The sequence below is a fragment of the Pseudomonas sp. TWI923 genome (genome assembly GCF_039673365.1).
GTDB classification, from domain to species: Bacteria; Pseudomonadota; Gammaproteobacteria; order Pseudomonadales; family Pseudomonadaceae; genus Aquipseudomonas; species Aquipseudomonas sichuanensis.
The window spans coordinates 66319-87233 of record NZ_JBDJLM010000013.1 but is presented as its reverse complement, the minus strand read 5'-3'; the positions used below and the strand labels follow the sequence as shown (position 1 = coordinate 87233).

At 64.8% G+C, this 20915-nt stretch carries 17 protein-coding genes; 7 read left to right on the top strand and 10 right to left on the bottom strand.

The annotated features are described in order from the left end of the window. Positions 1 to 94: 94 nt before the first annotated feature. The gene (gene yrfG, locus ABE459_RS08560) at positions 95 to 757 is read right to left on the bottom strand and encodes a GMP/IMP nucleotidase (protein ID WP_323830060.1); all 663 of its coding nucleotides are present in this window, start codon (positions 755 to 757) and stop codon (positions 95 to 97) included. Between the two features lie 64 nt (positions 758 to 821). Here yrfG and nudE point away from each other — a divergent pair, with 64 nt between their 5' ends. Together nudE and cysQ are read left to right on the top strand one after the other, a co-directional pair. Beyond that, on the top strand, positions 822 to 1388 hold the full coding sequence (gene nudE, locus ABE459_RS08555) for an ADP compounds hydrolase NudE (RefSeq protein WP_110992208.1): 567 nt from the start codon (positions 822 to 824) through the stop codon (positions 1386 to 1388). Further along, the gene (cysQ, locus tag ABE459_RS08550; RefSeq protein WP_346648013.1) at positions 1385 to 2218 is read left to right on the top strand and encodes a 3'(2'),5'-bisphosphate nucleotidase CysQ; all 834 of its coding nucleotides are present in this window, start codon (positions 1385 to 1387) and stop codon (positions 2216 to 2218) included. Before nudE ends, cysQ begins: the two co-directional genes overlap by 4 nt. A gap of 223 nt (positions 2219 to 2441) precedes the next feature. Here the strand turns inward: cysQ and ABE459_RS08545 are convergent, their stop codons facing one another. From ABE459_RS08545 to rfbB, 7 genes are read right to left on the bottom strand one after another with little or no spacing between them, the layout of a single operon-like run. Next, a complete protein-coding gene (locus tag ABE459_RS08545; protein WP_258705519.1) occupies positions 2442 to 2897 on the bottom strand; it encodes a YiiD C-terminal domain-containing protein in 456 nt (151 codons plus the stop codon). Next, complete coding sequence (locus ABE459_RS08540; protein WP_125462228.1) at positions 2894 to 4306, bottom strand: sigma-54 dependent transcriptional regulator; 1413 nt, start codon at positions 4304 to 4306, stop codon at positions 2894 to 2896. Before ABE459_RS08540 ends, ABE459_RS08545 begins: the two co-directional genes overlap by 4 nt. Then, positions 4303 to 6117, bottom strand: coding sequence for an ATP-binding protein (locus ABE459_RS08535; protein WP_323830066.1), 1815 nt, complete (start codon positions 6115 to 6117; stop codon positions 4303 to 4305). Before ABE459_RS08535 ends, ABE459_RS08540 begins: the two co-directional genes overlap by 4 nt. A 38-nt stretch (positions 6118 to 6155) precedes the next feature. Beyond that, positions 6156 to 7016 carry a dTDP-4-dehydrorhamnose reductase gene (rfbD, locus tag ABE459_RS08530; protein WP_323830068.1) on the bottom strand — a complete coding sequence of 287 codons (861 nt, stop codon included), beginning with the start codon at positions 7014 to 7016 and terminating at the stop codon, positions 6156 to 6158. After that, on the bottom strand, positions 7013 to 7573 hold the full coding sequence (rfbC, locus tag ABE459_RS08525; RefSeq protein WP_323830070.1) for a dTDP-4-dehydrorhamnose 3,5-epimerase: 561 nt from the start codon (positions 7571 to 7573) through the stop codon (positions 7013 to 7015). Before rfbC ends, rfbD begins: the two co-directional genes overlap by 4 nt. Next, positions 7570 to 8445, bottom strand: coding sequence for a glucose-1-phosphate thymidylyltransferase RfbA (gene rfbA, locus ABE459_RS08520; RefSeq protein WP_323830072.1), 876 nt, complete (start codon positions 8443 to 8445; stop codon positions 7570 to 7572). Before rfbA ends, rfbC begins: the two co-directional genes overlap by 4 nt. Then, entirely contained in the window at positions 8442 to 9527 is a 1086-nt protein-coding gene (gene rfbB / locus ABE459_RS08515) for a dTDP-glucose 4,6-dehydratase (protein WP_323830074.1), read from the bottom strand. Before rfbB ends, rfbA begins: the two co-directional genes overlap by 4 nt. A gap of 169 nt (positions 9528 to 9696) precedes the next feature. Here rfbB and ABE459_RS08510 point away from each other — a divergent pair, with 169 nt between their 5' ends. From ABE459_RS08510 to ABE459_RS08500, 3 genes are all read left to right on the top strand, one after another. Continuing rightward, a complete protein-coding gene (locus ABE459_RS08510) occupies positions 9697 to 12597 on the top strand; it encodes an aminotransferase (RefSeq protein WP_323830076.1) in 2901 nt (966 codons plus the stop codon). 241 nt (positions 12598 to 12838) lie between these two features. Then, positions 12839 to 13945: an agmatine deiminase gene (aguA, locus tag ABE459_RS08505; protein WP_125462235.1), complete on the top strand. Its 1107-nt coding sequence runs from the start codon at positions 12839 to 12841 to the stop codon at positions 13943 to 13945. Between the two features lie 183 nt (positions 13946 to 14128). Then, positions 14129 to 14326, top strand: a complete 198-nt coding sequence (locus ABE459_RS08500; RefSeq protein ID WP_110992219.1) for a hypothetical protein — start codon at positions 14129 to 14131, stop codon at positions 14324 to 14326. A 269-nt stretch (positions 14327 to 14595) separates the two neighbouring features. Here ABE459_RS08500 and ABE459_RS08495 read toward each other — a convergent pair whose 3' ends face one another. Then, positions 14596 to 16704, bottom strand: a complete 2109-nt coding sequence (locus ABE459_RS08495) for a TonB-dependent siderophore receptor (protein WP_323830079.1) — start codon at positions 16702 to 16704, stop codon at positions 14596 to 14598. A gap of 454 nt (positions 16705 to 17158) precedes the next feature. Here ABE459_RS08495 and ABE459_RS08490 point away from each other — a divergent pair, with 454 nt between their 5' ends. Further along, positions 17159 to 18478, top strand: coding sequence for an OprD family porin (locus tag ABE459_RS08490; RefSeq protein ID WP_323830081.1), 1320 nt, complete (start codon positions 17159 to 17161; stop codon positions 18476 to 18478). Between the two features lie 30 nt (positions 18479 to 18508). Here ABE459_RS08490 and ABE459_RS08485 read toward each other — a convergent pair whose 3' ends face one another. Continuing rightward, positions 18509 to 20179, bottom strand: a complete 1671-nt coding sequence (locus tag ABE459_RS08485) for an FMN-binding glutamate synthase family protein (RefSeq protein ID WP_323830082.1) — start codon at positions 20177 to 20179, stop codon at positions 18509 to 18511. A gap of 295 nt (positions 20180 to 20474) precedes the next feature. Between ABE459_RS08485 and ABE459_RS08480 the strand changes: the two genes are divergently transcribed. After that, positions 20475 to 20888, top strand: coding sequence for a type II toxin-antitoxin system HicB family antitoxin (locus ABE459_RS08480; RefSeq protein WP_125462239.1), 414 nt, complete (start codon positions 20475 to 20477; stop codon positions 20886 to 20888). Positions 20889 to 20915 lie beyond the last annotated feature (27 nt).

Here is a 20915-nt window from a genome sequence, read left to right as displayed (position 1 = left end):
TGGGGGGCGGTTTTTGCGTATCCCCGACGCCCCTAAGGGGGGGGCACGCCCGCTCCCACGGTATGGGGGGTGGGGGCTGGCCCCGCGATAGGGCCTAGAGTCCTGTCAACAACGCCCGGTAATCCTCGACCGCCGCGAACTCCTGGGTATCTCGCGGCTCGGCCCGACTATCCGGCTGGCGCACCGCCAGCAGGTGCCCCACCCCAAATCGCCGGGCACTGCGCAGAATCGCCAGGGTGTCATCGATGAACAGGCTGCGCGCCGGTTCAAATCCGATGTCCGCCTGCAACGCGTCCCAGAACTGCGGGCTTTCCTTCGGATATCCGTAGTCGTGCGAGCTGATCAACCGCTCGAAATACGGCGCCAGTTCCACCCGCTCCAGTTTCAGCGACAGTGAATCGCGGTGCGCATTGGTGATCATCACCACCCGCTTGCCGGCCTTGCGGATGGCGGCGAGGAAGGTGTCGGCATCCGGCTTCAAGGCGATCAGGTCGGCGATCTCCTGCTTCAGCTCGCGGATCGGCAGGCGCAGCTCGCGGCTCCAGAAGTCCAGGCAGTACCAGTTCAGCGTCCCGGCATGTTGCTCGAACAGCGGCTGCAGCTCCATTTCGGCCATCGCCCGGCTCACGCCATGCAGCTCGGCGTAGCGCTGGGGCAGGTGCTGCAGCCAGAAGCGGTTGTCGTAGTGTAGGTCGAGCAGGGTGCCGTCCATGTCCAGCAGGACAGTATCGATGGCGGACCAGGGAAGAACGGGCATGGGAAACTCTCGATCAGGTGGCAAGCCACGGTATAGTAACCCGTTCACGCCAAGGAGCCGCCCCATGCGCCAGAAACCCACCGTCCTCAGCCGCGAGATCGTCGCCAGCAGCCGCCTGTTCCGCGTCGAAGCCGTGCAGTTGCGCTTTTCCAACGGCACCGAACGCACCTATGAGCGACTGGTCGGCCGGGGCAATGGTTATGGCGCGGTGATGATCGTGGCCATGCTCGATGCCGAGCACGCAGTGCTGGTCGAGGAATATTGCGGCGGCACCGATGAATACGAACTGTCCCTGCCCAAAGGCCTGATCGAGCCGGGTGAGGACGTGCTGGCCGCCGCTGACCGCGAGCTCAAGGAAGAGGCTGGTTTCGGCGCACGCCAGCTGGAGCACCTGACCGAGCTGTCGTTGTCGCCCGGTTACATGAGCCAGAAGATCCAGGTAGTGCTGGCCACCGACCTGTACGAAGAACGGCTGGAGGGTGATGAGCCGGAGCCAATGCGGGTCGACAAGGTCAACCTGCGCGAGCTGTCGGCGCTGGCCATGCACCCGCAGTTCAGCGAAGGCCGGGCCCTGGCGGCGTTGTACCTGGCGCGTGACCTGCTGATCCAGCGTGGGGTGCTGAGCGCATGAACGATCTTCAGCTGATGCGGCACGTGGTGAAGCTCGCCCAGTTGGCCGGCGAGGCCATCCTGCCGTTCTGGCGCGCAGGCGTGGCAGTCACCACCAAGGCCGACGACTCGCCGGTGACCGCTGCCGACCTGGCTGCGCACCGGATCATTGCCGATGGCCTGCAAGCGCTGGCTCCGCAGATCCCGGTGCTGTCCGAGGAAGACTGTGATATCCCGCTGCAAACCCGCGCCGCCTGGCAGCGCTGGTGGTTGGTCGACCCGCTGGACGGTACCAAGGAATTCATCGCTGGCAGTGAAGAGTTCACCGTCAACATTGCGCTGATCGAGCAGGGCGAGGTGGTGTTTGGTGTGGTGGCGATGCCGACCAATGGCCGTTGTTACTTCGGCGGTCGCGAGCTGGGGGCCTGGCGTGCCGAGCGCGATGCCGAGGCGCAGGCGATCCAGGTGCGCAATGCGCCGCCACAGGATGGCCGCTTCACCGTGGTCGCCAGCCGCCGGCATTCGAGCCCCGAGCAGGAAGCGCTGCTGGCTGGCCTGACAAGCGCCGTGGGGGAGCTGGAACTGGCCAATATCGGCAGCTCGTTGAAGTTCTGCCTGCTCGCCGAGGGCGCTGCCGACTGCTATCCGCGGCTGGCGCCGACTTCGCAGTGGGACACCGCTGCCGCGCAGGGCGTGCTGGAAGGGGCCGGTGGCGAGGTGATCGGGCTGGATGGTCAGGCGTTTCAATACCCGCCACGGGAATCGTTGCTCAACCCGTTTTTCCTGGCGTTGCCCAAGGCTGCCGATTGGCGGCAGGCGTTGATCGAGCTGGCGGGCGCGATCCGAACTTGAGTAAGCCGGGGCTGCTTTGCAGCCCATCGCGGCACAAGGCCGCTCCTACAGAACTGCACATGATTTTCTGATTTGGCAGGGCCCTGTGGGAGCGGCTTTAGCCGCGAACACCGGCAACGCCGGTGCCATCCACCGCATCGCCTGCTTCGCGGCTAAAGCCGCTCCCACAGGGGCGCGATGCGATTGAACAATGGTTCCTCTACGCAGCCTCCTGCTGGGAAGATCAGCGGTGCAGCACGTACTGCCCGGTGAATCTCACCGCAGGCTCGTCACTGCCCTCGTTGCTCACCACCGTCTCCAGCGTCAATCGCGCCCGCCCGCGGCGCTGGTACATCGTCAGGAACCGCTCCCAGGCTTTCTCGTCCGGCGCCGGGCAACGCGCCACGGCGGTACCGGTCACCGGCAGTGGATAACTGATCTGCCCTTCCTGGATGACGATGTGCCCGTCATCGATGCCCAGCTCACGCAAGCGCAGGTGCAGCCAGCCCCAACCCACCAACACCGCGCCGCAATACAGGCTGCCGCCGAACATGGTGCTCTTGTGGTTGACGTTGGGGGCCAGCGGCAGCTGCAGGCGCAGGCAGTGGCCTTGCCAGTCGATGACCGCCATGCCCATCTCGCGGGTCAGGGGAATGTCGCTGTGCAGTACGGCTTGCAGGTACTGGCTGTCGGTGCTCATTGACGGTTGTCCTCATGGTCGTCGTGCCCGCCGCTGGCGCCGTCGAAGCTCATGCCATGCTTGCGCAGCTTGTCGTGCAGGGTCTTGCGCGGGATGCCGAGGGCTTCGGCAAGGCTGCGCATGGAGTTGTGTGGCTGGGCCAGTTCGGCGGCGATCAGCGAGCGTTCGAACTGTTCGACCTGCTCGCTCAGGTTGCCGCTCGGCACGGGCAGGTGAACGTCGTTGGGGGTGGCTGGCGGCTGCCCGTCGAGGGCCAGTTCAAGGCCCAGGGCGAAGCGTTCGGCGGCGTTCTGCAGCTCGCGCACGTTACCTGGCCATTCGTGGCGCAGCAGCATGGCGCGCTGGGCGGGTTGCAGGCTGTGGGGCGCCAGGCCGTGGCGCTCGCTGGCGGCATCGGCGAAATGCTGGAACAGCACCAGGATGTCGTCGCCACGCTCGCGCAGTGCCGGGATGCGCAGCGGCGCGACGTTCAGCCGGTAATACAGGTCGGCACGGAAGCGGCCCTGATCGGCGGCTTGGCGCAGGTCTTCCTTGGTCGCGGCGATGATGCGGATGTCCAGCGGGATCAGCTGGTTGCCGCCCAGGCGCTCGACCACCCGCTCCTGCAACAGGCGCAGCAACTTGACCTGCACATCCAGGCTCATGCTCTCGATCTCGTCGAGGAACAGCGTGCCGCCGTTGGCGAACTCGAACTTGCCGATGCGGCGCTTCTGGGCGCCGGTGAACGCCCCTGGCTCGTGGCCGAACAGCTCGCTCTCGACCACCGATTCGGCCAGGGCGCCGGCGTTGATCGCCACAAACGGGCCGTCGCGGCGGCTCGACAGGTCGTGCAGGGCACGCGCCACCACCTCCTTGCCGGCGCCGGTCTCACCGAGGATGAGTACGTCGGCGCGGGTGCCGGCGAGGGCGCCGATCTGCTCGCGCAGGCGCAGCATGGCCGGCGACAGGCCGACCAGGCGCGTGGCCAGTTGCTGGCGGTCGCTCAGGGCCAGGCGCAGGCTGCGGTTGTCCAGCACCAGCCGGCGCAGGGCCAGGGCACGGCGCACGCTGTCGAGCAGGGCGTCAGTGGCAAAGGGCTTTTCCAGGAAGTCATAGGCCCCGGCACGCATCGCCTGCACCGCCAGCGGCACATCGCCGTGGCCGGTGATCAGCAGCACCGGCAGTTCGCTGTCACGGGCGTGCAGTTGCTCCAGCAGTTGCAGGCCATCGATGCCGGGCATGCGGATGTCGCTGACCACCACGCCCGGCCAGTCGGCCTCGATGCGCGCGGCCAGGCCCTGGGCATCGGCCAGCGCCACCACCTTGAGCCCGGCCAGGTCGAGGGTCTGGCTCAGCGCCTGGCGCAGGTGCGGGTCGTCATCGACCAGGATCACCTGGGCGTGGCTGTCGATCAGTGTCTCGGTGGTCATGCCGAGGTGTCCTCCGAAGATTGCAGGTTGGCGCCAGGCTTGGCCACGCGCAGTTGCAGGGTCAGCAGGGCGCCGCCTTCCGGGTGGTTGGCCAGCAGCAGCTCACCGCCCAGGGCGCGCATCAGGCTTTCGCAGATGGCCAACCCCAGCCCCAGGCCCTGGGTGCGGGTCTTGGTGGTGAAGAACGGCTCTTTGGCGTGCTCCAGGGCCTGGCGGCTGAAGCCTGGGCCGTTGTCGCGAATGTACAGGTAGACGCAATCGTCCTGGCGCTCGGCACTTAGCCACAGCTTGCGCGGGTTGGCCTTTTCGGTGAGCGCGTCCAGGGCATTGGCCAGCAGGTTGCCCAGCACCTGGCGCAGGCGGGTTTCGCCGGCCTGTACCCACAGGGTGGCTTCCGGCAGGTCACGCACCAGCTCCACGGCCATGGCCCGGCGGCGCTTGGCCAGCAGCGCCAGGGCGTCGTCCAGTGCCGGCTGCAGGGCCACGCTTTCCGGGGCGTGACGGTCGCGGCGGGCAAAGGCGCGCAGGTGGGCGATGATCGAGGCCATGCGCCCGGTCAGTTCGCCGATCAGCTTGAGGTTGCCGCGCACGTCCTCGGAACGCTGGTGGTCGAGCAGGATCTCGGCGTTCTCGGCGTAACTGCGGATCGCCGCCAGCGGCTGGTTGAGTTCATGGCTGATGCTCGCCGACATGGTGCCGAGCACCGACAGCTTGCCGGCCTGGACCAGCTCGTCCTGGGCGCGCACCAGCTCCTGCTGGGCGTTCTCGCGCTCCAGCACGGCGCTTTTGAGCCGGGTGTTGAGGCCTTCGAGGTCGGCGGTGCGCTCCACCACGCGGTTTTCCAGCTCATGGCGGGCGCGGGCCTCGAAGTCGATGCGGTCGATGTAATGGCGGCGGCGCTGCATCACCAGGCCAGCCAGCAGCATGGTCACCAGCAGCGCACCGGCGCCGATGGCCATGACCGTCTGCACCGAGCGGTCGACCAGGGTGCGCGGCGCGAGGATGCTGACCTGCCAGCCGGTTTCCTTGATGTCGCGGGTCTGCGTGAGCCAGGCGTCGTGGTTCAGGCTCAACGGTTGCGGCGCCTGGGTCGGGTACGGCTGGATGGCGATGATCGCCTGGCGCTCGGCCTCGGTCAGTTCACGGGTGGCGCGAAAGCGCCAGTCCGGGCGCGAAGTGAGCACCACCACGCCGTTCTGGTCGGTCAGCAGCAGCTGCTCGGGGGTGCGGCCCCAGAGGGTTTCGGTGTGGTCGAGGTCGACCTTGACCACCAGCACGCCGATCACCCGCTCACGGTCGTGCACGGCGGCGGCGAAGAAGTAGCCGCGCTTGGCCGATGTCGTGCCCTGGCCGAAGAAGCGCCCCAGGTGGCCGTCCATGGCTTCGATGAAGTACGGCCGGAACGAGAAGTTGCGGCCGACGAAGCTGTCCTGCTTGTCCCAGTTGGAGGCGGCCAGGGTGTTGCCGCTGACATCCATCAGGTACATCACTTCGGCACCGGTCTGCTGGGTGATGTGCTTGAGCAGGCGGTTGGCGTTGGTCACCGCCTCGAGCTTGAACGGGTCGGCCAGCACGCCGCGCAGGGCAGGCAGATCGCCGAGGATCTGCGGCAGGGTCTCGTAGCGGTGCAGGGTGCCGAGCAGGTTGGCGACGTAGAGGTCGAGGGTCTGGCGGTTCTGCGAGGCCAGTTCTTCCTGGTAATAGCGCTCGGCCAGGTGATGCAGGGGCCACAGCAGTGGGGTCAGGCACAGCGCCAGCAGGGCAAGGCTGCGCCAGCGGGGGCGGCGAGGCGGTGTGGGTTTGGCAATCATCGGAAAAGGGCGCCAGAAGAGTCTGGCGCAATTATGCGCTACTTGAGGCAGTCGATCAGCGCCTCGTGCCAGTGCGGCTGCGTAACCTGCCATTCGCGCGCCAGGCGCGAGCAGTCCAGGCGCGAGTTGAGCGGCCTTTGCGCGGGCGTGGGGTATTCGCTCGACGCGATCGGCAGCAGCTCGGCGCAAGGCAGGCCTTGTGCCTTGAGCTGCTGCGCGATGGCCTGGGCAAAGCCGAACCACGACGTTTCGCCCTGCGCGGTCAGGTGATAGGTGCCCCAGGCGCCGGCCTGGCCCTGTTGCCAGCGCTCGATCAGGGCGCGGGTGCTGGCGGCAAGGGTGCCGGCCCAGGTGGGTGCGCCGATCTGGTCGTTCACCACCTTCAATTGCGGGCGCTCCTGCAGCAGGCGCTGCATGGTCAGCAGGAAGTTGCGCCCGTGCCGCGAGTAGACCCAGCTGGTGCGCAGGATCAGGTGTTCGCCGCCGACTGCCGTGATGGCCTGTTCGCCGGCAAGCTTGCTGTGGCCATAGACGCCCAGCGGGTTCGGTGCATCGTCTTCGGCATAGGGCGCCGCCTTGCTGCCATCGAAGACATAGTCGGTGGAATAGTGGATCAGCGGCACGCCCAGGTGCGCGGCCTCTTCGGCGAGCACCCGGGGGGCCTCGGCGTTGATGGTGAAAGCCAGGTGCGGCTCGCTTTCGGCCTGGTCCACTGCGGTGTAGGCCGCGGCATTGATGACCAGGTCGGGCCTCAGCTCGCGCAGCGGCGCGCGCAACTGCTGCGGGTGGGCAAGGTCGAGCTGCTCGCGGCCCAGCAGGTGGATCTCGCCCAGGCCGGCCAGCGCGCCTTGCAGTGCCTGGGCCACCTGGCCATTGCGGCCGCAGACCAGCACTTTCATGGCAGCAGGCTCCCTGCCTTGCGCAGTTCGCTGAAGCGTTTGCCCAGCTTGTCCTTGTCGGAAAGCTTTGGCTCTACCCCATTCAACTGCCAGTCGATGCTCAGGTCGGGGTCATCCCAGCGGATGCAGTGCTCGGCACCGGGATTGTAATAATCGGTGGTTTTGTACAGGAACTCGGCCGACTCGCTCAGCACCACGAAGCCATGGGCAAAGCCGGGCGGGATCCACAACTGGCGACGGTTTTCGGCGGACAGGCGCAGCGCCACCCACTGGCCACAGGTTTTGGAGCTGCGGCGCACGTCCACCGCCACGTCCAGCACTTCGCCGTGAACCACCCGCACCAGCTTGCCCTGGGTGTTCCGCACCTGGTAGTGCAGGCCGCGCAGCACGTTGTGCGCCGAGCGCGAGTGGTTGTCCTGGACGAAGCCGCCCTTGAACCCGGTCAGTTCGGCGAACACCCGGGCGTTGAAGCTTTCGAGGAAAAACCCCCGATCGTCACCGAACACCTTGGGTTCGATGATCATCACGTCGGGTATTTTGGTGGCAATGATTTTCATGCAGATTCTTTGGCCAGTTTGCCCAGGTATTGACCGTATCCGGTCTTTTTCAGTTTTTCGGCCTTGGCCAACAACTCTTCGCGGCTGATCCAACCTTGGTTGAAGGCGATCTCTTCCAGGCAGGCCACTTTCAGCCCTTGGCGGTTCTCGATGGTCTGCACGTACTGCGAGGCGTCCAGCAGGCTCTCATGGGTGCCGGTATCGAGCCAGGCAAAGCCGCGGCCGAAGCGCTCCACGCGCAGGTCGCCGCGTTTTAGGTAGGCATTGGTGATGTCGGTGATTTCCAGCTCACCGCGTGCCGAAGGGCGTACATCCTTGGCGATGCGCACCACATCGTTGTCGTAGAAATACAGGCCGGTCACGGCATAGCTGGACTTGGGCTGCAGTGGTTTTTCCTCGATCGACAGGGCATTGCCCTGCTCATCGAACTCGACCACACCGAAGCGCTCCGGGTCCTTGACCCAGTAGCCGAAGACGGTGGCCCCCGACTCATGTCTAACAGCGCGTTGCAGCTGTTCGGTGAAGCTCTGCCCGTGGAAGATGTTGTCGCCCAGGATCAGGCACACCGAGTCATCGCCAATGAACTCCTCGCCGATCAGGAAGGCCTGGGCCAGCCCGTCTGGCGAGGGCTGTTCGGCGTAGCTGATGTTGAGGCCGAACTGGTGGCCGTCGCCGAACAGGTTCTTGTACTGCGGCAGGTCCTGGGGGGTGGAAATCAGCAGGATGTCGCGGATCCCGGCGAGCATCAGCACCGAGACCGGGTAGTAAATCATCGGTTTGTCGTAGATCGGCAGCAGCTGCTTGGAGACCCCGAGGGTGATGGGGTGCAGACGGGTGCCGGAGCCTCCGGCCAGAACGATACCTTTGGTCATGCGATCAAGTCCTTGATGTTGGAGTTGCCCAGGCGCTCACCTTGATAGCTGCCGTCCTGCACACGGCGGCACCATTCAAGGTTGTTCAGGTACCACTGCACGGTCTTGCGCAGACCGCTTGCGAAGGTTTCTTCGGGGACCCAGCCCAGCTCGCGTTCGATCTTGCTGGCGTCGATGGCATAGCGCAGGTCGTGGCCGGGGCGGTCCTGCACGTAGGTGATCAGGTCCTTGTAATGCGCTATGCCGACCGGGTGTTGTTCGGGGGCCAGCTCTTCAAGCAGCTTGCACAGCTCGTGCACCACGTCGATGTTCTTCTGCTCGTTATGCCCGCCGATGTTGTAGGTCTCGCCGACCTGGCCCTCGGTCACCACCTTGAGCAGCGCCCGGGCGTGGTCCTCGACGTACAGCCAGTCGCGCACCTGTTGGCCGTTGCCATACACCGGCAGCGGTTTGCCGGCCAGGGCGTTGAGGATCATCAGCGGGATCAGTTTTTCCGGGAAATGGTAAGGCCCGTAGTTGTTCGAGCAATTGGTCAGCAGTACCGGCAGCCCATAGGTGCGCTGCCAGGCGCGGACCAGGTGGTCGGACGCCGCCTTGCTGGCCGAATAGGGCGAGCTGGGCGCATAGGGCGTGGTTTCGGTGAACAGGTCGTCGACGCCATGAAGGTCGCCATACACCTCATCGGTGGAAATATGGTGGAAGCGAAAGGCTTCGCGCTGCGCCGCCGGCAGCCGGGACCACCAGGCGCGGGTGGCTTCGAGCAGGGCATAGGTGCCGACGATATTGGTCTGGATGAAGGCCGCCGGGCCATCGATGGAGCGGTCCACGTGGGACTCGGCCGCCAGGTGCATGATCGCCTGGGGCCCGAAGCGTTCCAGCACCTTCGCGACCGTTGCCTGGTCGGCGATGTCGGCCTGGACGAACTCGTAGCGGCTGTTGCTGGCGATGGGCTGCAGCGATTCCAGATTGCCCGCGTAGGTCAGCTTGTCGAGGTTCAGTACTTCATGCTCGGTGTTGCCGATCAGGTGGCGAATCAGGGCCGAGCCAATGAAGCCGGCACCGCCGGTGACGAGAATGCGCATGTGCAAATGCCTTTGCTGAGGGCTTTGGCGAAAAGCCTAGCTGGTTTGTTTGTGGCCGCTCGTCGTAAATCGTGCTGGCGCACGATGTCCGTCGCCTGGTGCGAGCTGCCTCTTGAATAACGGCAACAGTAGTGGCGATATAAGCGGCAAAAAAACCGAGGTCCCCCGCATGCCCCTGAGCACCCTGATCCAGCGTTCGAGCCAGCCCAGCCCTTCACTCGGTGAAGCCCAGGCCCATGCCCTGCTGCGTTCGCATTATGACCTGCGGGGCGAGTTGCAGGCACTGGGTAGCCAGCAGGATGTGAATTTTTGCGTCGACAGCGCCCAGGGGCGCTATGTGCTCAAGGCCTGCCACGGCAGCTATGCCGAAGTCGAATTGCAGGCCCAGCACGCCGCCCTGGCGTATTTACGCGAGCGTGGCGTGCCGGTGCCGCAGGTGCAGCCATCACTTGCCGGTGAGGCGCTGCTGGCGCTTGAGGTCGATGGCCAGCCCCTGCGGGTGCGGCTGCTCAGTTATATCGAAGGCCAGCCGCTGACTCGCCTCAAGCACCTGCCGGTGTCGGTGGTGGCTGAGCTGGGCAGGCTGTGCGCGCAGGTCGACCAGGCGCTGGCAGGTTTCGAGCACCCGGGCCTGGACCGCACCTTGCAGTGGGACCCGCGGCATGCCCAGGCACTGGTCGAGCACCTGCTGCCGGTACTCACGGACCCGGCACGCCGCCAACAGGTTGCCCAACTGGCCCGCCAGGCCGCAGACAAGCTGGCGCCACTGGTCGGGCAACTGCCGACCCAGGCGGTGCACCTGGACATCACCGACGACAACGTGGTCTGGGCCCGTGACGGGCAACGGGAGTGGCAAGTGCAGGGGGTGATCGATTTCGGTGACCTGCTGCGCAGCTGGCGCATCGCCGACCTGTCGGTGACCTGTTCGGCGCTGCTGCATCACGCCGAAGGCGACCCGCTGCGCATCTTGCCGGCGGTGGCCGCCTACCAGGCCGTCAACCCGCTTGAAACGGCCGAATTGCAGGCGCTCTGGCCGCTGGTGCAGCTGCGTGCCGCCGTACTGGTGCTCAGCAGCGAGCAGCAGTTGGCGATCGACCCGCTCAATCAGTACACCCGCGACAACATCGCCCACGAATGGGAAATCTTCGACACCGCCTGCGCGGTGCCCGCCGCGCTGATGGAAGTGGCGATCCTGCAGGCTGCCGGCCAGCGGCCCGCTAGCGCCGACTTCAGCGGTTGCCTGCCGTTGCTGCCAGCGCTTGCCGGGCAGATAGTCAACCGGGTCGACCTCGGTGTGCTGAGCCCGCACTGCGAGGCCGGCAACTGGGAACAGCCGGGCTTCGACCAGCGCCTGCTGGCCAGCCAGCCTGCGCCGGCCAGCAGCCTGCACGGCCAGTACCGACTGTCGCAGACCCACATCGACCGCCCCGAGGAGCCCGCCACCTGTGCCTTGGGTGTGGAACTGAACCTGGTGCCCGGCAGCCTGCTGCAGGCACCTGCCGAGGGCGTATGGCAGCGTGCCGGCGACAACCGCGGCTGCCTGCGCACCGCGCACTGGAACCTGTGGCTCAACGGCCTGGAAGAGGCCCCGGCCGACGGCCAGCTGCTTGCCAGGGGCCAGGCGCTGGGCGCCACCTGTGGCTTCCTCAGTGTGCAGTTGTGCCTCGATGGCCAGGCCGTGCCGCCGTTTTTCGCCACGCCCAGTGCCGCCGCTGCCTGGCTGGCCCTGTGCCCTTCGCCTTCGGCGCTGCTGGGCTTTGATTGCGCTGCCGAGCCCCTGGCCGATGCGCAGGCGCTGCTGGCCCGCCGCGATGCCAGCTTCGCCCGCTCGCAGAAGCACTATTACGAGCAGCCGCCGCATATCGAACGCGGCTGGCGCAACTACCTGATCGACATGCAGGGCCGCTCGTACCTGGACATGCTCAACAACGTCGCGGTGCTCGGCCATGGCCACCCGCGCATGGTCGCCGAGTCGGCGCGCCAATGGTCGTTGCTCAACACCAACTCGCGCTTCCACTACGCGGCCATTGCCGAATTCTCCGAGCGCTTGCTGGAAGTGGCGCCGGAAGGCTTCGACCGGGTGTTCCTGGTCAACAGCGGCACCGAGGCCAACGACCTGGCGATCCGCCTGGCCTGGGCCTACAGCGGCGGGCGCGACCTGCTCAGCGTGCTGGAGGCCTACCACGGCTGGTCGGTGGCAACGGATGCGATCTCCACCTCCATCGCCGACAACCCCCAGGCCCTGGAAACCCGCCCGGACTGGGTGCACCCGGTTGAGGCGCCGAACACCTTCCGTGGTCGCTTCCGGGGCGCCGACAGTGCCGCTGACTACCTGCGCGATGTCGACGCCAAGCTCGTCGACCTCGATGCCCGTGGCCGCCAACTGGCGGGCATGATCTGCGAGCCGGTGTACGGCAACGCCGGCGGCATCTCGCTGCCGGCCGGCTACCTGCGCGAGGCCTACGCCAAGGTGCGCGAGCGGGGCGGGGTATGCATCGCCGACGAGGTGCAGGTGGGCTACGGGCGCCTGGGCGAGTACTTCTGGGGCTTTGAGGAGCAGGGCGTGGTGCCGGATATCATCACCATGGCCAAGGGCATGGGCAACGGCCAGCCGCTGGGGGCAGTGATCACCCGCCGCGAGATCGCCGAAGCGCTGGAGGCCGAGGGTTACTTCTTCTCCTCGGCCGGCGGCAGCCCGGTCAGTTGCCGTATCGGCATGGCGGTGCTGGATGTGATGCGCGACGAAGGGCTGTGGGACAACGCCCGTGACGTGGGGCGGCATTTCAAGGCGCGGTTGCAGGCGCTTGTCGATAAGTATCCGCTGGCGGGTGCCGCCCATGGTTCGGGCTTCTACCTGGGGCTGGAACTGGTGCGCGACCGGCAGACGCTGGAGCCGGCCACACAGGAGACCATGCTCCTGTGCAACCGCCTGCGCGAGCTGGGGATCTTCATGCAGCCAACCGGCGACTACCTGAACATCCTCAAGATCAAGCCGCCGATGTGCACCACGCGGGCAAGCGTGGACTACTTCGTCGACAGCGTGGAGCGGATCCTCGTCGAAGGGCTTTGAAATCGATTGTTATCGAGTTGAAGGCATTCTTTATGCGAAATTGGTCTTCATTGCACCTTTGAAAGCAGATATTTATCGGCTATAAATGTTCGCCATCAGCCGGTGGGACCGCTTTGCGGTCCTTTCGCGGCACAAGGCCGCTCCTACACAGGGGACGCGATTCCCTGCAGGGGCGGCCTTGTGCCGCGAGAGGCGCGCACAGCGCGCCCCACCCTTCCGCCAGTTGCCCCAGAGGTTATTGATGAAAACCCTCAACACGACTCCCCGCGCCGACGGCTTCCACATGCCCGCCGAATGGGCCCCGCAAACCCAGGTGTGGATGGTCTGGCCGGAGCGCCCGGACAACTGGCGCCTGGGCGGCAAGCCGGCGCAGGCCGCGCACGTGACCCTGGCCAAGGCCATCGCCCGTTTCGAACCGGTCACCGTGGCGGTTTCCGCCGGCCAGTACGAGAACGCCCGGCGCCAGCTCGACGTGCCCAACATCCGCGTGGTCGAGATCAGCAACGACGACGCCTGGGTGCGCGACACCGGCCCGACCTTCGTGATCAACGACCAGGGTGAAGTCCGTGGCGTGGACTGGGGCTTCAACGCCTGGGGTGGCTTCGATGGCGGCCTGTACGCACCGTGGAACCGCGACGAGGAACTGGCGGCCAAGGTGATGGAAATGGAGCGCGTGCAGCGTTACCACACCGAAGGTTTCGTGCTTGAAGGCGGCTCGATCCATGTCGATGGCGAAGGCACCCTGATCACCACCGAAGAGTGCCTGCTCAACCGCAACCGTAACCCTCACCTGACCCGCGAGCAGATCGAAGACATCCTGCGCGAGCACCTGGCGGTGGAAACCATCGTCTGGCTGCCGGACGGCCTGTACAACGACGAAACCGACGGCCACGTCGACAACTTCTGCTGTTACGTCAGCCCAGGCGAAGTGTTACTGGCCTGGACCGATGATTCCAACGACCCCAACTACGCACGCTGCCATGCGGCCTACGATGTGCTGAAAAACAGCCGCGACGCCAAAGGCCGCGAGTTTGTGGTGCACAAGATGCCGATCCCTGGCCCGCTGTTCGCTACCGAAGCCGAATGCGCCGGTGTCGACCATGTGGCCGGCAGCCAGGAGCGTGACCCGTCGGTGCGCCTGGCCGGTTCCTACGTGAACTTCCTGATCGTCAACGGCGGCATCATCGCGCCGAGCTTCGACGACCCCGCCGATGCGCAGGCCAGAGCGATCCTGGCCAAGGTCTTCCCGGATCACGAAGTGGTCATGATCCCTGGCCGCGAGCTGTTGCTCGGCGGCGGCAACATCCACTGCCTGACCCAGCAACAGCCGGCGCCGTTCAAGCGCTGATTCAAGCTGAATGAAAAAAGCCCGTCTGATGACGGGCTTTTTTTTGTGGCGACGTTCGGTGGCGGCGAATGGCACAGCTCTTGTATTAGTTTTTCATTGTGTTTCAGAGAGATAGGCCCACGCCGTTCTGTAACAAACCTTAAGTAAGTTGGCCGCTCACGGGCCCAGGGAGTGCGTGTTGAAATGAATGCAGCAAGTGAGTCGGCTATGCCCCCATCGGCAGTGAATCACCAAACGCTTGAAATACTGGCGCAGTGGTTGCGGGACCATGGATGCATCCGGGTCAGGAAGACCGACCCACGACGTCTGCTGAACGGGCGTTACCCACAGGGCTTGATCAGCGATGCGGAGCTCGAAGCGCTGCTGGCTGTGTGGCACTGACCGGGTATCGACCCGTCGCAACGAAAAACTCCACCGCTCATGCGGTGGCGTTTTCGTTTGGCCTCATCGTCGGCAAATTGGCCTACTAAAGGGCTTGCACGCCCACTGTAGGAGCGGCCTTGTGCCGCGAAAGGGCCGCAGAGCGGCCCCAGGATTTCAGCGTGAAAGCAGAAATCGCCGGGGCTGCTTTGCAGCCCTATCGCGACACAAGGCCGCTCCTACAGAGGACGGCAGTCCGTTGGGTGGGAACTGGCTTGCCAGCGATGGCGTCAGAAGCTGTAGCTGCCGGTCACCACCAGGCTACGCGGATCGCCATACTGGATCTGCGCCGCGCTGGTGGCCGAATCGTAGTAGGTCTTGTCGGTGATGTTCTTCAGTGCCGCGCGCACGTCCCAGTCATGGGTGCGATAGCCGGCCAGGGCATCCCAACGGCCATAACCCGGCAGGATCACGGTGTTCTGGTTGTCGGCGTAGCGGTCACCCACGAGGGTCATGCCGGTTTCGGCATACCAGCCCAGCTCCGGCTTCCAGGTCACGAACAGGCTGGCGTTGCGCCGGGCCACGTCGTTGATGCGGTTGCCTTCCTGGCCATTGTTGTCCTCGACGATCTTCGCGTCCTGCAGGCCGATGCCGCCGCGTACATACCAGTTGCCGACCACATTGCCGGTGGCGGTCAGCTCGATGCCGCGCGAGCGCTGCAGGCCAGACATCAGGGTGATGTTCGGGTCGATCGGGTCGCGGGTGCGGCGGTTGTAAAGCTCCAGTTCGTAGAGCGCCAGGGTGGTGGTCAGGCGCTCGTCGAACCAGTCGCTCTTGACCCCGATTTCCTTCTGCCGGGTCAGTTCCGGGTCGGTGTCGTTGGTGTTGCCGGCCGCGCCAGGGGTGATGCCGATCAGGCCACCGCCGACGGGCGAGTAGGTCTTGCTCCAGGAGGCGTAGAAGGAGTGGTCGCGCCATGGCGTGTAGACCACGCCCAGGCGCGGGCTGAAGCTGTTGTCGTTCTGCTTCTCGGAGAGGTTGCGCAGTTTGTTGGTGGTTTCCACCTCGAACTGGTCGAAGCGCAGGCCGGCAAGGATCTGCCACTGGTCGTTCAGGCGGATCTGGTCCTGCAGGTAGATGCCACGGCTCTCGACCACCGTGTGGTTGTTGCTCGACACCGCCATGCGGCCATTGTGCTGCAGGTTGCGGTTGGGGCTGTCCAGGTTCAGGGCCGGCACCGGGCGCGCGCCAGGGCCCGAAGTGGCGGCGTTGTACAGCGTCGGGTCGCGGCGCTGGCTGCCGAATTCCAGGCCTAGCAGCAGTTTATGCTCCAGGCCCCAGGTGCTGACATCGCCCTCGGCCTCGAGGTTGTTGAACAGGTTGCGGGTGTTCAGGTCCTGCTGCCAACGCTGGCGGGTGACCAGGTTGGTGCGCGGGTTGTAGGCGGTCTGGTAGGTGTTGTCGAATTCACTGTCGAGCTTGAACAGGCCCAGGGTATGGCGCAGTTGCCAGTTGTCGCTGAGCTGGTAGTTCAGCCGCGAGCGCAGCGACTGGGCGCGGTCGTCGATGTAGTCGCGCTGGGTATCGCCATAGGTGGCGCTGCGGCTGACGTCCGCCGGGCGCCCGGTCAACGGGTTGCCGGGGATGCCGCGGTCCGGCGTGCGGTTGTAGCGGCTGTACTCGTACTGCACCAGCCAGTTCAGGTCGGGGTTCAGCTGCCAGCTCATGGAAGGGGCGAACAGCTGGCGGTTGCCATCGACGCCGTGGCGGAAGCTGTTGCTGTCTTCATTGCCCATGTTCAGGCGCAGGCTGATGGTATCGCTGGGGTCGGCGCTGAGGTCGGCGTACAGGCTGCGCAGGTCCTGGCTGCCGCCCTGGGCTTCGATGGTCGAGCGGCGGCCATGTTCCGGCGCCTTGCTCACCCGGTTGACGATGCCACCCTGGCTGCCTCGGCCATACAGCACCGCGGCCGGGCCCTTGAGCACTTCGACCCGCTCGATGTTGTGCAGGTCGCGCACGTACTGGCTGTCGTCGCGCACACCGTCCAGGTAGAAGTCGTTGCTGGCCTCGAAGCCGCGGATGCGTACGCTGTCGAAACGCGTGTCGGCGCCGCTGCTGACGTTGGGGATACCTTCCAGCGCTTCGCCCAGGGTGCTGCTGCCATAGTCCAGCACATTGCTGGTCTTCACCGTGTCGATGGCCTGGGGCACATAGCGCACCGGGGTCGAGGTACGGGTCGCCGTACTCACTTCGCGTACCCGTGGGTTGTCCTCCTCGCGCTCGCTGTCGGCGGTGACTGCGGTTTCCGGCAGGGTGGTGGTGGCGGCGCTGGCCAGGCCGGCGCTGAATAACAGCGACAAGCCCAGGGTCAGGGGTGAAAGGCGGCAAGGGGCGGGCATTGCAGGCATCCATCTACGCAAGTGAGAAATTGGGCGCGAATGGTAATGCTTGCTATTTGCTGTTGCTCGTCTATTCGTAAAGAGTTGTCTTTACGTTTGTATCACTTTGTAACTAGTCCTTTCTGGGCGATTCGACCGGTACCGAGCTCGCGTGTGCGCGTTGCCCACTTAGATGACCGTTGTGCGAGATTTTTCGGATAAAGCTGAAAGAGACAAATTTGCGCAGAAGCTGGGCATTAGTGCGTGGAAATGCACTGTTCCAGACCTTTTTTTTAGTTATATCAACCTGCAATTCACGATTTTTTGACATGTATAAGCAGGCACGGCTAGGATTCGGCCTCTACGCCTCCGGGGCCTTGCGGCCTGGATCCGCATAGCGTCGAACCTACGAAGGGGCGTTGGTTCCTGGCGTTCTCATGCAGAGCGTTTTTGATTAAGCAATAAGGAAAATAAAATGTTGAAAACCAGGATCAGCCTGGTCGCCCTGGCGATGATCGCCGCGACCCAGGCCCAGGCCAACGAGCAGGCCGACAGCAAAGGTTTCATCGAGGACAGCCACGCCAACGTCCTTCTGCGCAACGCTTACATCAACCGTGACAAGAAGCACGGCACCGACGACCAGATCGAATGGGGCCAGGCCTTCATCGGTAACTTCTCTTCGGGCTTCACCCAGGGCACCGTCGGTGTCGGTGTCGACGCCTTCGGCCTGTACGCCGTGCGTCTGGACGGCGGCAAAGGCCACAACGGTGGTGGTGGCGTCGACTTCTTCAAGCCGCACAACACCAAGAACGCCGACGGCAACGCCAGCAGCCCACACGACCTGGCCCGTGCCGGCGCAGCCGTGAAATTCCGCATCTCCAACACCGTGCTCAAGTACGGTGACCAGATGCCGGCCCTGCCGGTGCTGAACTACGACGACGGCCGTCTGCTGCCGGAAAGCTTCACCGGCACCATGATCACCTCCAAGGAGATCAAGGGCCTGGAGCTGAACGCCGGCCACTTCACCCAGGAAGCCCGCAAGAGCGCCGAAGGGCGTGACAGCGGCGGCCTGAAGTCGATCGACGTGCTGGGTGGTAGCTACAAGTTCACCGACAACTTCACCGCTTCGCTGTACACCGCAGACAACGAAGATGTGATGAAGAAGCACTACCTGGGCTTGAACTACGTCTTCCCGATCGCCAATGACCAGTCCCTGACCCTGGACTTCAACGGCTACAAGACCAGCATCGACGACAAGTTCGTGCGCAGCGCCAAGCTGACCGGCGACGACAACACCATCTGGAGCCTGGCGGCCACCTACGCCTTCGGCCCGCACTCGATCACCCTGGCGCACCAGCGCAGCACCGGCAGCACCGGCTACAACTACAGCGGCTACCAGAGCGCAGGTGGTACCAGTGACGGTGGTTCGACCATCTACCTGGCCAACTCCTACTGGTCCGACTTCAACGCCGAAGACGAGCGTTCCTGGCAGCTGGGCTACGGCCTGGACTTCGGCGCCTTCGGCGTACCGGGCCTGACCTACAAGGTCGCCTACGTGGTGGGTGACAACATCAACACCCGCACTGTCGGCACCCCGCAAGGCTTCGGCGAAGGCAAGGAGCGCGAGATCTTCAACCAGCTGCGCTACGTCGTTCAGGAAGGCCCGGCCAAGGACCTGTCGATCAAGCTGCGTAGCTCGTTCCTGCGTACCAACACTGCAGTCCGTCAAAGCGAGTACAACGACGACGGCAACGAAGTTCGCGTATTCGTCGAGTACCCGATCAGCATCTTCTGATCCTGATCCGGCGTCATCAGCAGCCCCGGCCTATGCCGGGGCTGTTTGTTTGTGGCGTGCCACGGCTGCCGCAGGCACCCCCTCGACTTCCCCCATCTGCGGCGCAAAGCTGTCCCCCCGCGCCATCCGCCACATCCGTGCATAGAACGGGTTATCGATCGAGCCGCTGAGCAATTCACCCGGTTTGAGGAAGGCGTGCAGCTGCGAAAACAGGCTGATCTCACTGGGGCTGATACGCCGTGCCAGGTGCTTGGGCTTGAGCTCGGACGGGTGATCCAGCCCCGCAGCGGCGAGCATCTCGGCCAGGGCATGCAGGGTGTTGCGGTGAAAACTCGCGACCCGCTCGGCTTTCTCCGGTACCACCAGCGCACGCTGGCGCAGCGGGTCCTGGGTGGCCACGCCGGTGGGGCACTTGTTGGTGTGGCAGCTTTGCGACTGGATACAGCCGATGGCGAACATGAAGCCGCGTGCCGAGTTGACCCAGTCGGCGCCGATGGCCAGCACGCTGGCGATGTCGAACGCGCTGACGATCTTGCCCGCCGCGCCGATGCGCACGCGTTCGCGCAGGTTCAGGCCCACCAGGGTGTTGTGCACGAACATCAGGCCGTCACGCAGCGGCATGCCCATGTTGTCGGAGAACTCCCGGGGCGCCGCGCCGGTGCCGCCTTCTTTGCCATCGACGACGATGAAGTCCGGGGTGATGCCGGTGGCGAGCATGGCCTTGGCAATACCCATGAATTCCCACGGGTGGCCCAGGCAGAACTTGAAGCCTACCGGTTTGCCGCCTGACAGCTCGCGCAGACTGGCGACGAACTGCAGCAGCTCCAGCGGGGTGCGGAAGGCGCTGTGGGCGGCCGGCGAGATGCAGTCCTGGCCCTCGCGCACCCCCCGGGTGGCGGCGATCTCGGCGCTGACCTTGTGCCCCGGCAGGATGCCGCCATGGCCCGGCTTGGCGCCCTGGCTGAGCTTGATCTCGATCATCTTCACCTGGCCATCGCGAGCCTGTTCGGCGAAGCGCTCGGGGTCGAAGCGGCCGTCCTCGGTGCGGCAGCCGAAATAGCCGCTGCCGATTTCCCAGATCAGATCGCCGCCGTGTTCGCGGTGATAAGGGCTGATGCTGCCCTCGCCGGTGTCATGGGCAAAGCGCCCCAGGCGCGCTCCTTTGTTCAGCGCGGCGATGGCATTGGCACTGAGCGCGCCGAAGCTCATGGCCGAGATATTGAAGATCGACGCCGAATACGGCTGGGTGCACTGCGGCCCGCCGATGCGAATGCGAAATGACGCAGGATCGGCCTGTGGCACGGGCAGCATCGAATGGCTGATGAACTCGAAGCCCGGCTTGTACACATCATTGAGGGTGCCGAATGCCTTCTCGGCGCTCTCGTTCTTGGCCCGGGCATAGACCAGCGAACGTTGCGCGCGGGAGAACGGCAGCTTGTCGTCGTCGCCCTCGATCAGGTACTGGCGAATCTCTGGCCGGATGGTTTCGATCAGGTAGCGGATGTTGCCCAGGATCGGGTAGTTGCGCCGCACCGCGTGGTGGCTCTGGCGCAGATCATTGAGGCCGACCAGGCTGAGCAGCGCGGTCACCAGGGTGAATGGCCACAGCCAGCTGTGCTGGATCAGGAAGGGGATGCTGGCAAGGGTGAAGACCAGGCACAGGGCCAGGCAGGCATAACGGCTGGGGAGCGAATCGTTCATGGGTCCATCGCAGGCGGGATGACGCGGCCTAGGATAGGCAAAGCCTGTGCGCGGAAAACCAGGGGTTTCGGTAAAAGACTCTTACATGGGCGTGGGGTGTGGCGTTTGAGCTGCAAGATCCGGCATCACTTGCGTGTCTGGCTTGCTCTGTTCCCTGACCCTACTTCCCATCCAGGAGGCCCGCTGGTCGGGTTGGTGGGTATGGTGTTGATAGATATTAATCGGTGGTTATACTAACCACTGCTGCGAATTGCCCAAGGAAGGGGTTCATCAACAGACCAGGAGAGCCACTGCCATGTTATTCCCCATCGCCATCCTGCCCGGCGACGATCAGCACGCCTGGGGCGTGGAAGTCCCGGACATCCCGGGCTGCTTTTCGGCCGGTGAAGACCTCGATGACGCCATCGCCATGGCCCGCGAGGCCATCGAGGGCCACCTCGAACTGCTCGCCCAGGACGGCCAGGAAATCCCCAAGGCCAGCAAGGTGAGTGTCCATGCGGCCAACCCTGACTACGCCGGATGCACCTGGGCACTCATCGACATCGATATCACCCGCTACCTGGGCAAGGCCGAAAAGCTCAACATCACCCTGCCGGCCTACCTGCTCACCCGCATCGATGCCTACGTGAAGAACCATCCAGAGCAGAAAAGCCGCTCGGGCTTCCTGGCTGAAGCCGCGCTGAGAATCCTGCAGGGCGACTGCAAATAGCGACGCTGAGCCCGCTTTGGGCAGCCG

Coding starts and splice junctions, on each gene's coding strand:
- yrfG (WP_323830060.1), bottom strand. CDS start 757: ATGCCCGTTCTTCCCTGGTCCGCCATCGATACTGTCCTGCTGGACATG.
- nudE (WP_110992208.1), top strand. CDS start 822: ATGCGCCAGAAACCCACCGTCCTCAGCCGCGAGATCGTCGCCAGCAGC.
- cysQ (WP_346648013.1), top strand. CDS start 1,385: ATGAACGATCTTCAGCTGATGCGGCACGTGGTGAAGCTCGCCCAGTTG.
- ABE459_RS08545 (WP_258705519.1), bottom strand. CDS start 2,897: ATGAGCACCGACAGCCAGTACCTGCAAGCCGTACTGCACAGCGACATT.
- ABE459_RS08540 (WP_125462228.1), bottom strand. CDS start 4,306: ATGACCACCGAGACACTGATCGACAGCCACGCCCAGGTGATCCTGGTC.
- ABE459_RS08535 (WP_323830066.1), bottom strand. CDS start 6,117: ATGATTGCCAAACCCACACCGCCTCGCCGCCCCCGCTGGCGCAGCCTT.
- rfbD (WP_323830068.1), bottom strand. CDS start 7,016: ATGAAAGTGCTGGTCTGCGGCCGCAATGGCCAGGTGGCCCAGGCACTG.
- rfbC (WP_323830070.1), bottom strand. CDS start 7,573: ATGAAAATCATTGCCACCAAAATACCCGACGTGATGATCATCGAACCC.
- rfbA (WP_323830072.1), bottom strand. CDS start 8,445: ATGACCAAAGGTATCGTTCTGGCCGGAGGCTCCGGCACCCGTCTGCAC.
- rfbB (WP_323830074.1), bottom strand. CDS start 9,527: ATGCGCATTCTCGTCACCGGCGGTGCCGGCTTCATTGGCTCGGCCCTG.
- ABE459_RS08510 (WP_323830076.1), top strand. CDS start 9,697: ATGCCCCTGAGCACCCTGATCCAGCGTTCGAGCCAGCCCAGCCCTTCA.
- aguA (WP_125462235.1), top strand. CDS start 12,839: ATGAAAACCCTCAACACGACTCCCCGCGCCGACGGCTTCCACATGCCC.
- ABE459_RS08500 (WP_110992219.1), top strand. CDS start 14,129: ATGAATGCAGCAAGTGAGTCGGCTATGCCCCCATCGGCAGTGAATCAC.
- ABE459_RS08495 (WP_323830079.1), bottom strand. CDS start 16,704: ATGCCCGCCCCTTGCCGCCTTTCACCCCTGACCCTGGGCTTGTCGCTG.
- ABE459_RS08490 (WP_323830081.1), top strand. CDS start 17,159: ATGTTGAAAACCAGGATCAGCCTGGTCGCCCTGGCGATGATCGCCGCG.
- ABE459_RS08485 (WP_323830082.1), bottom strand. CDS start 20,179: ATGAACGATTCGCTCCCCAGCCGTTATGCCTGCCTGGCCCTGTGCCTG.
- ABE459_RS08480 (WP_125462239.1), top strand. CDS start 20,475: ATGTTATTCCCCATCGCCATCCTGCCCGGCGACGATCAGCACGCCTGG.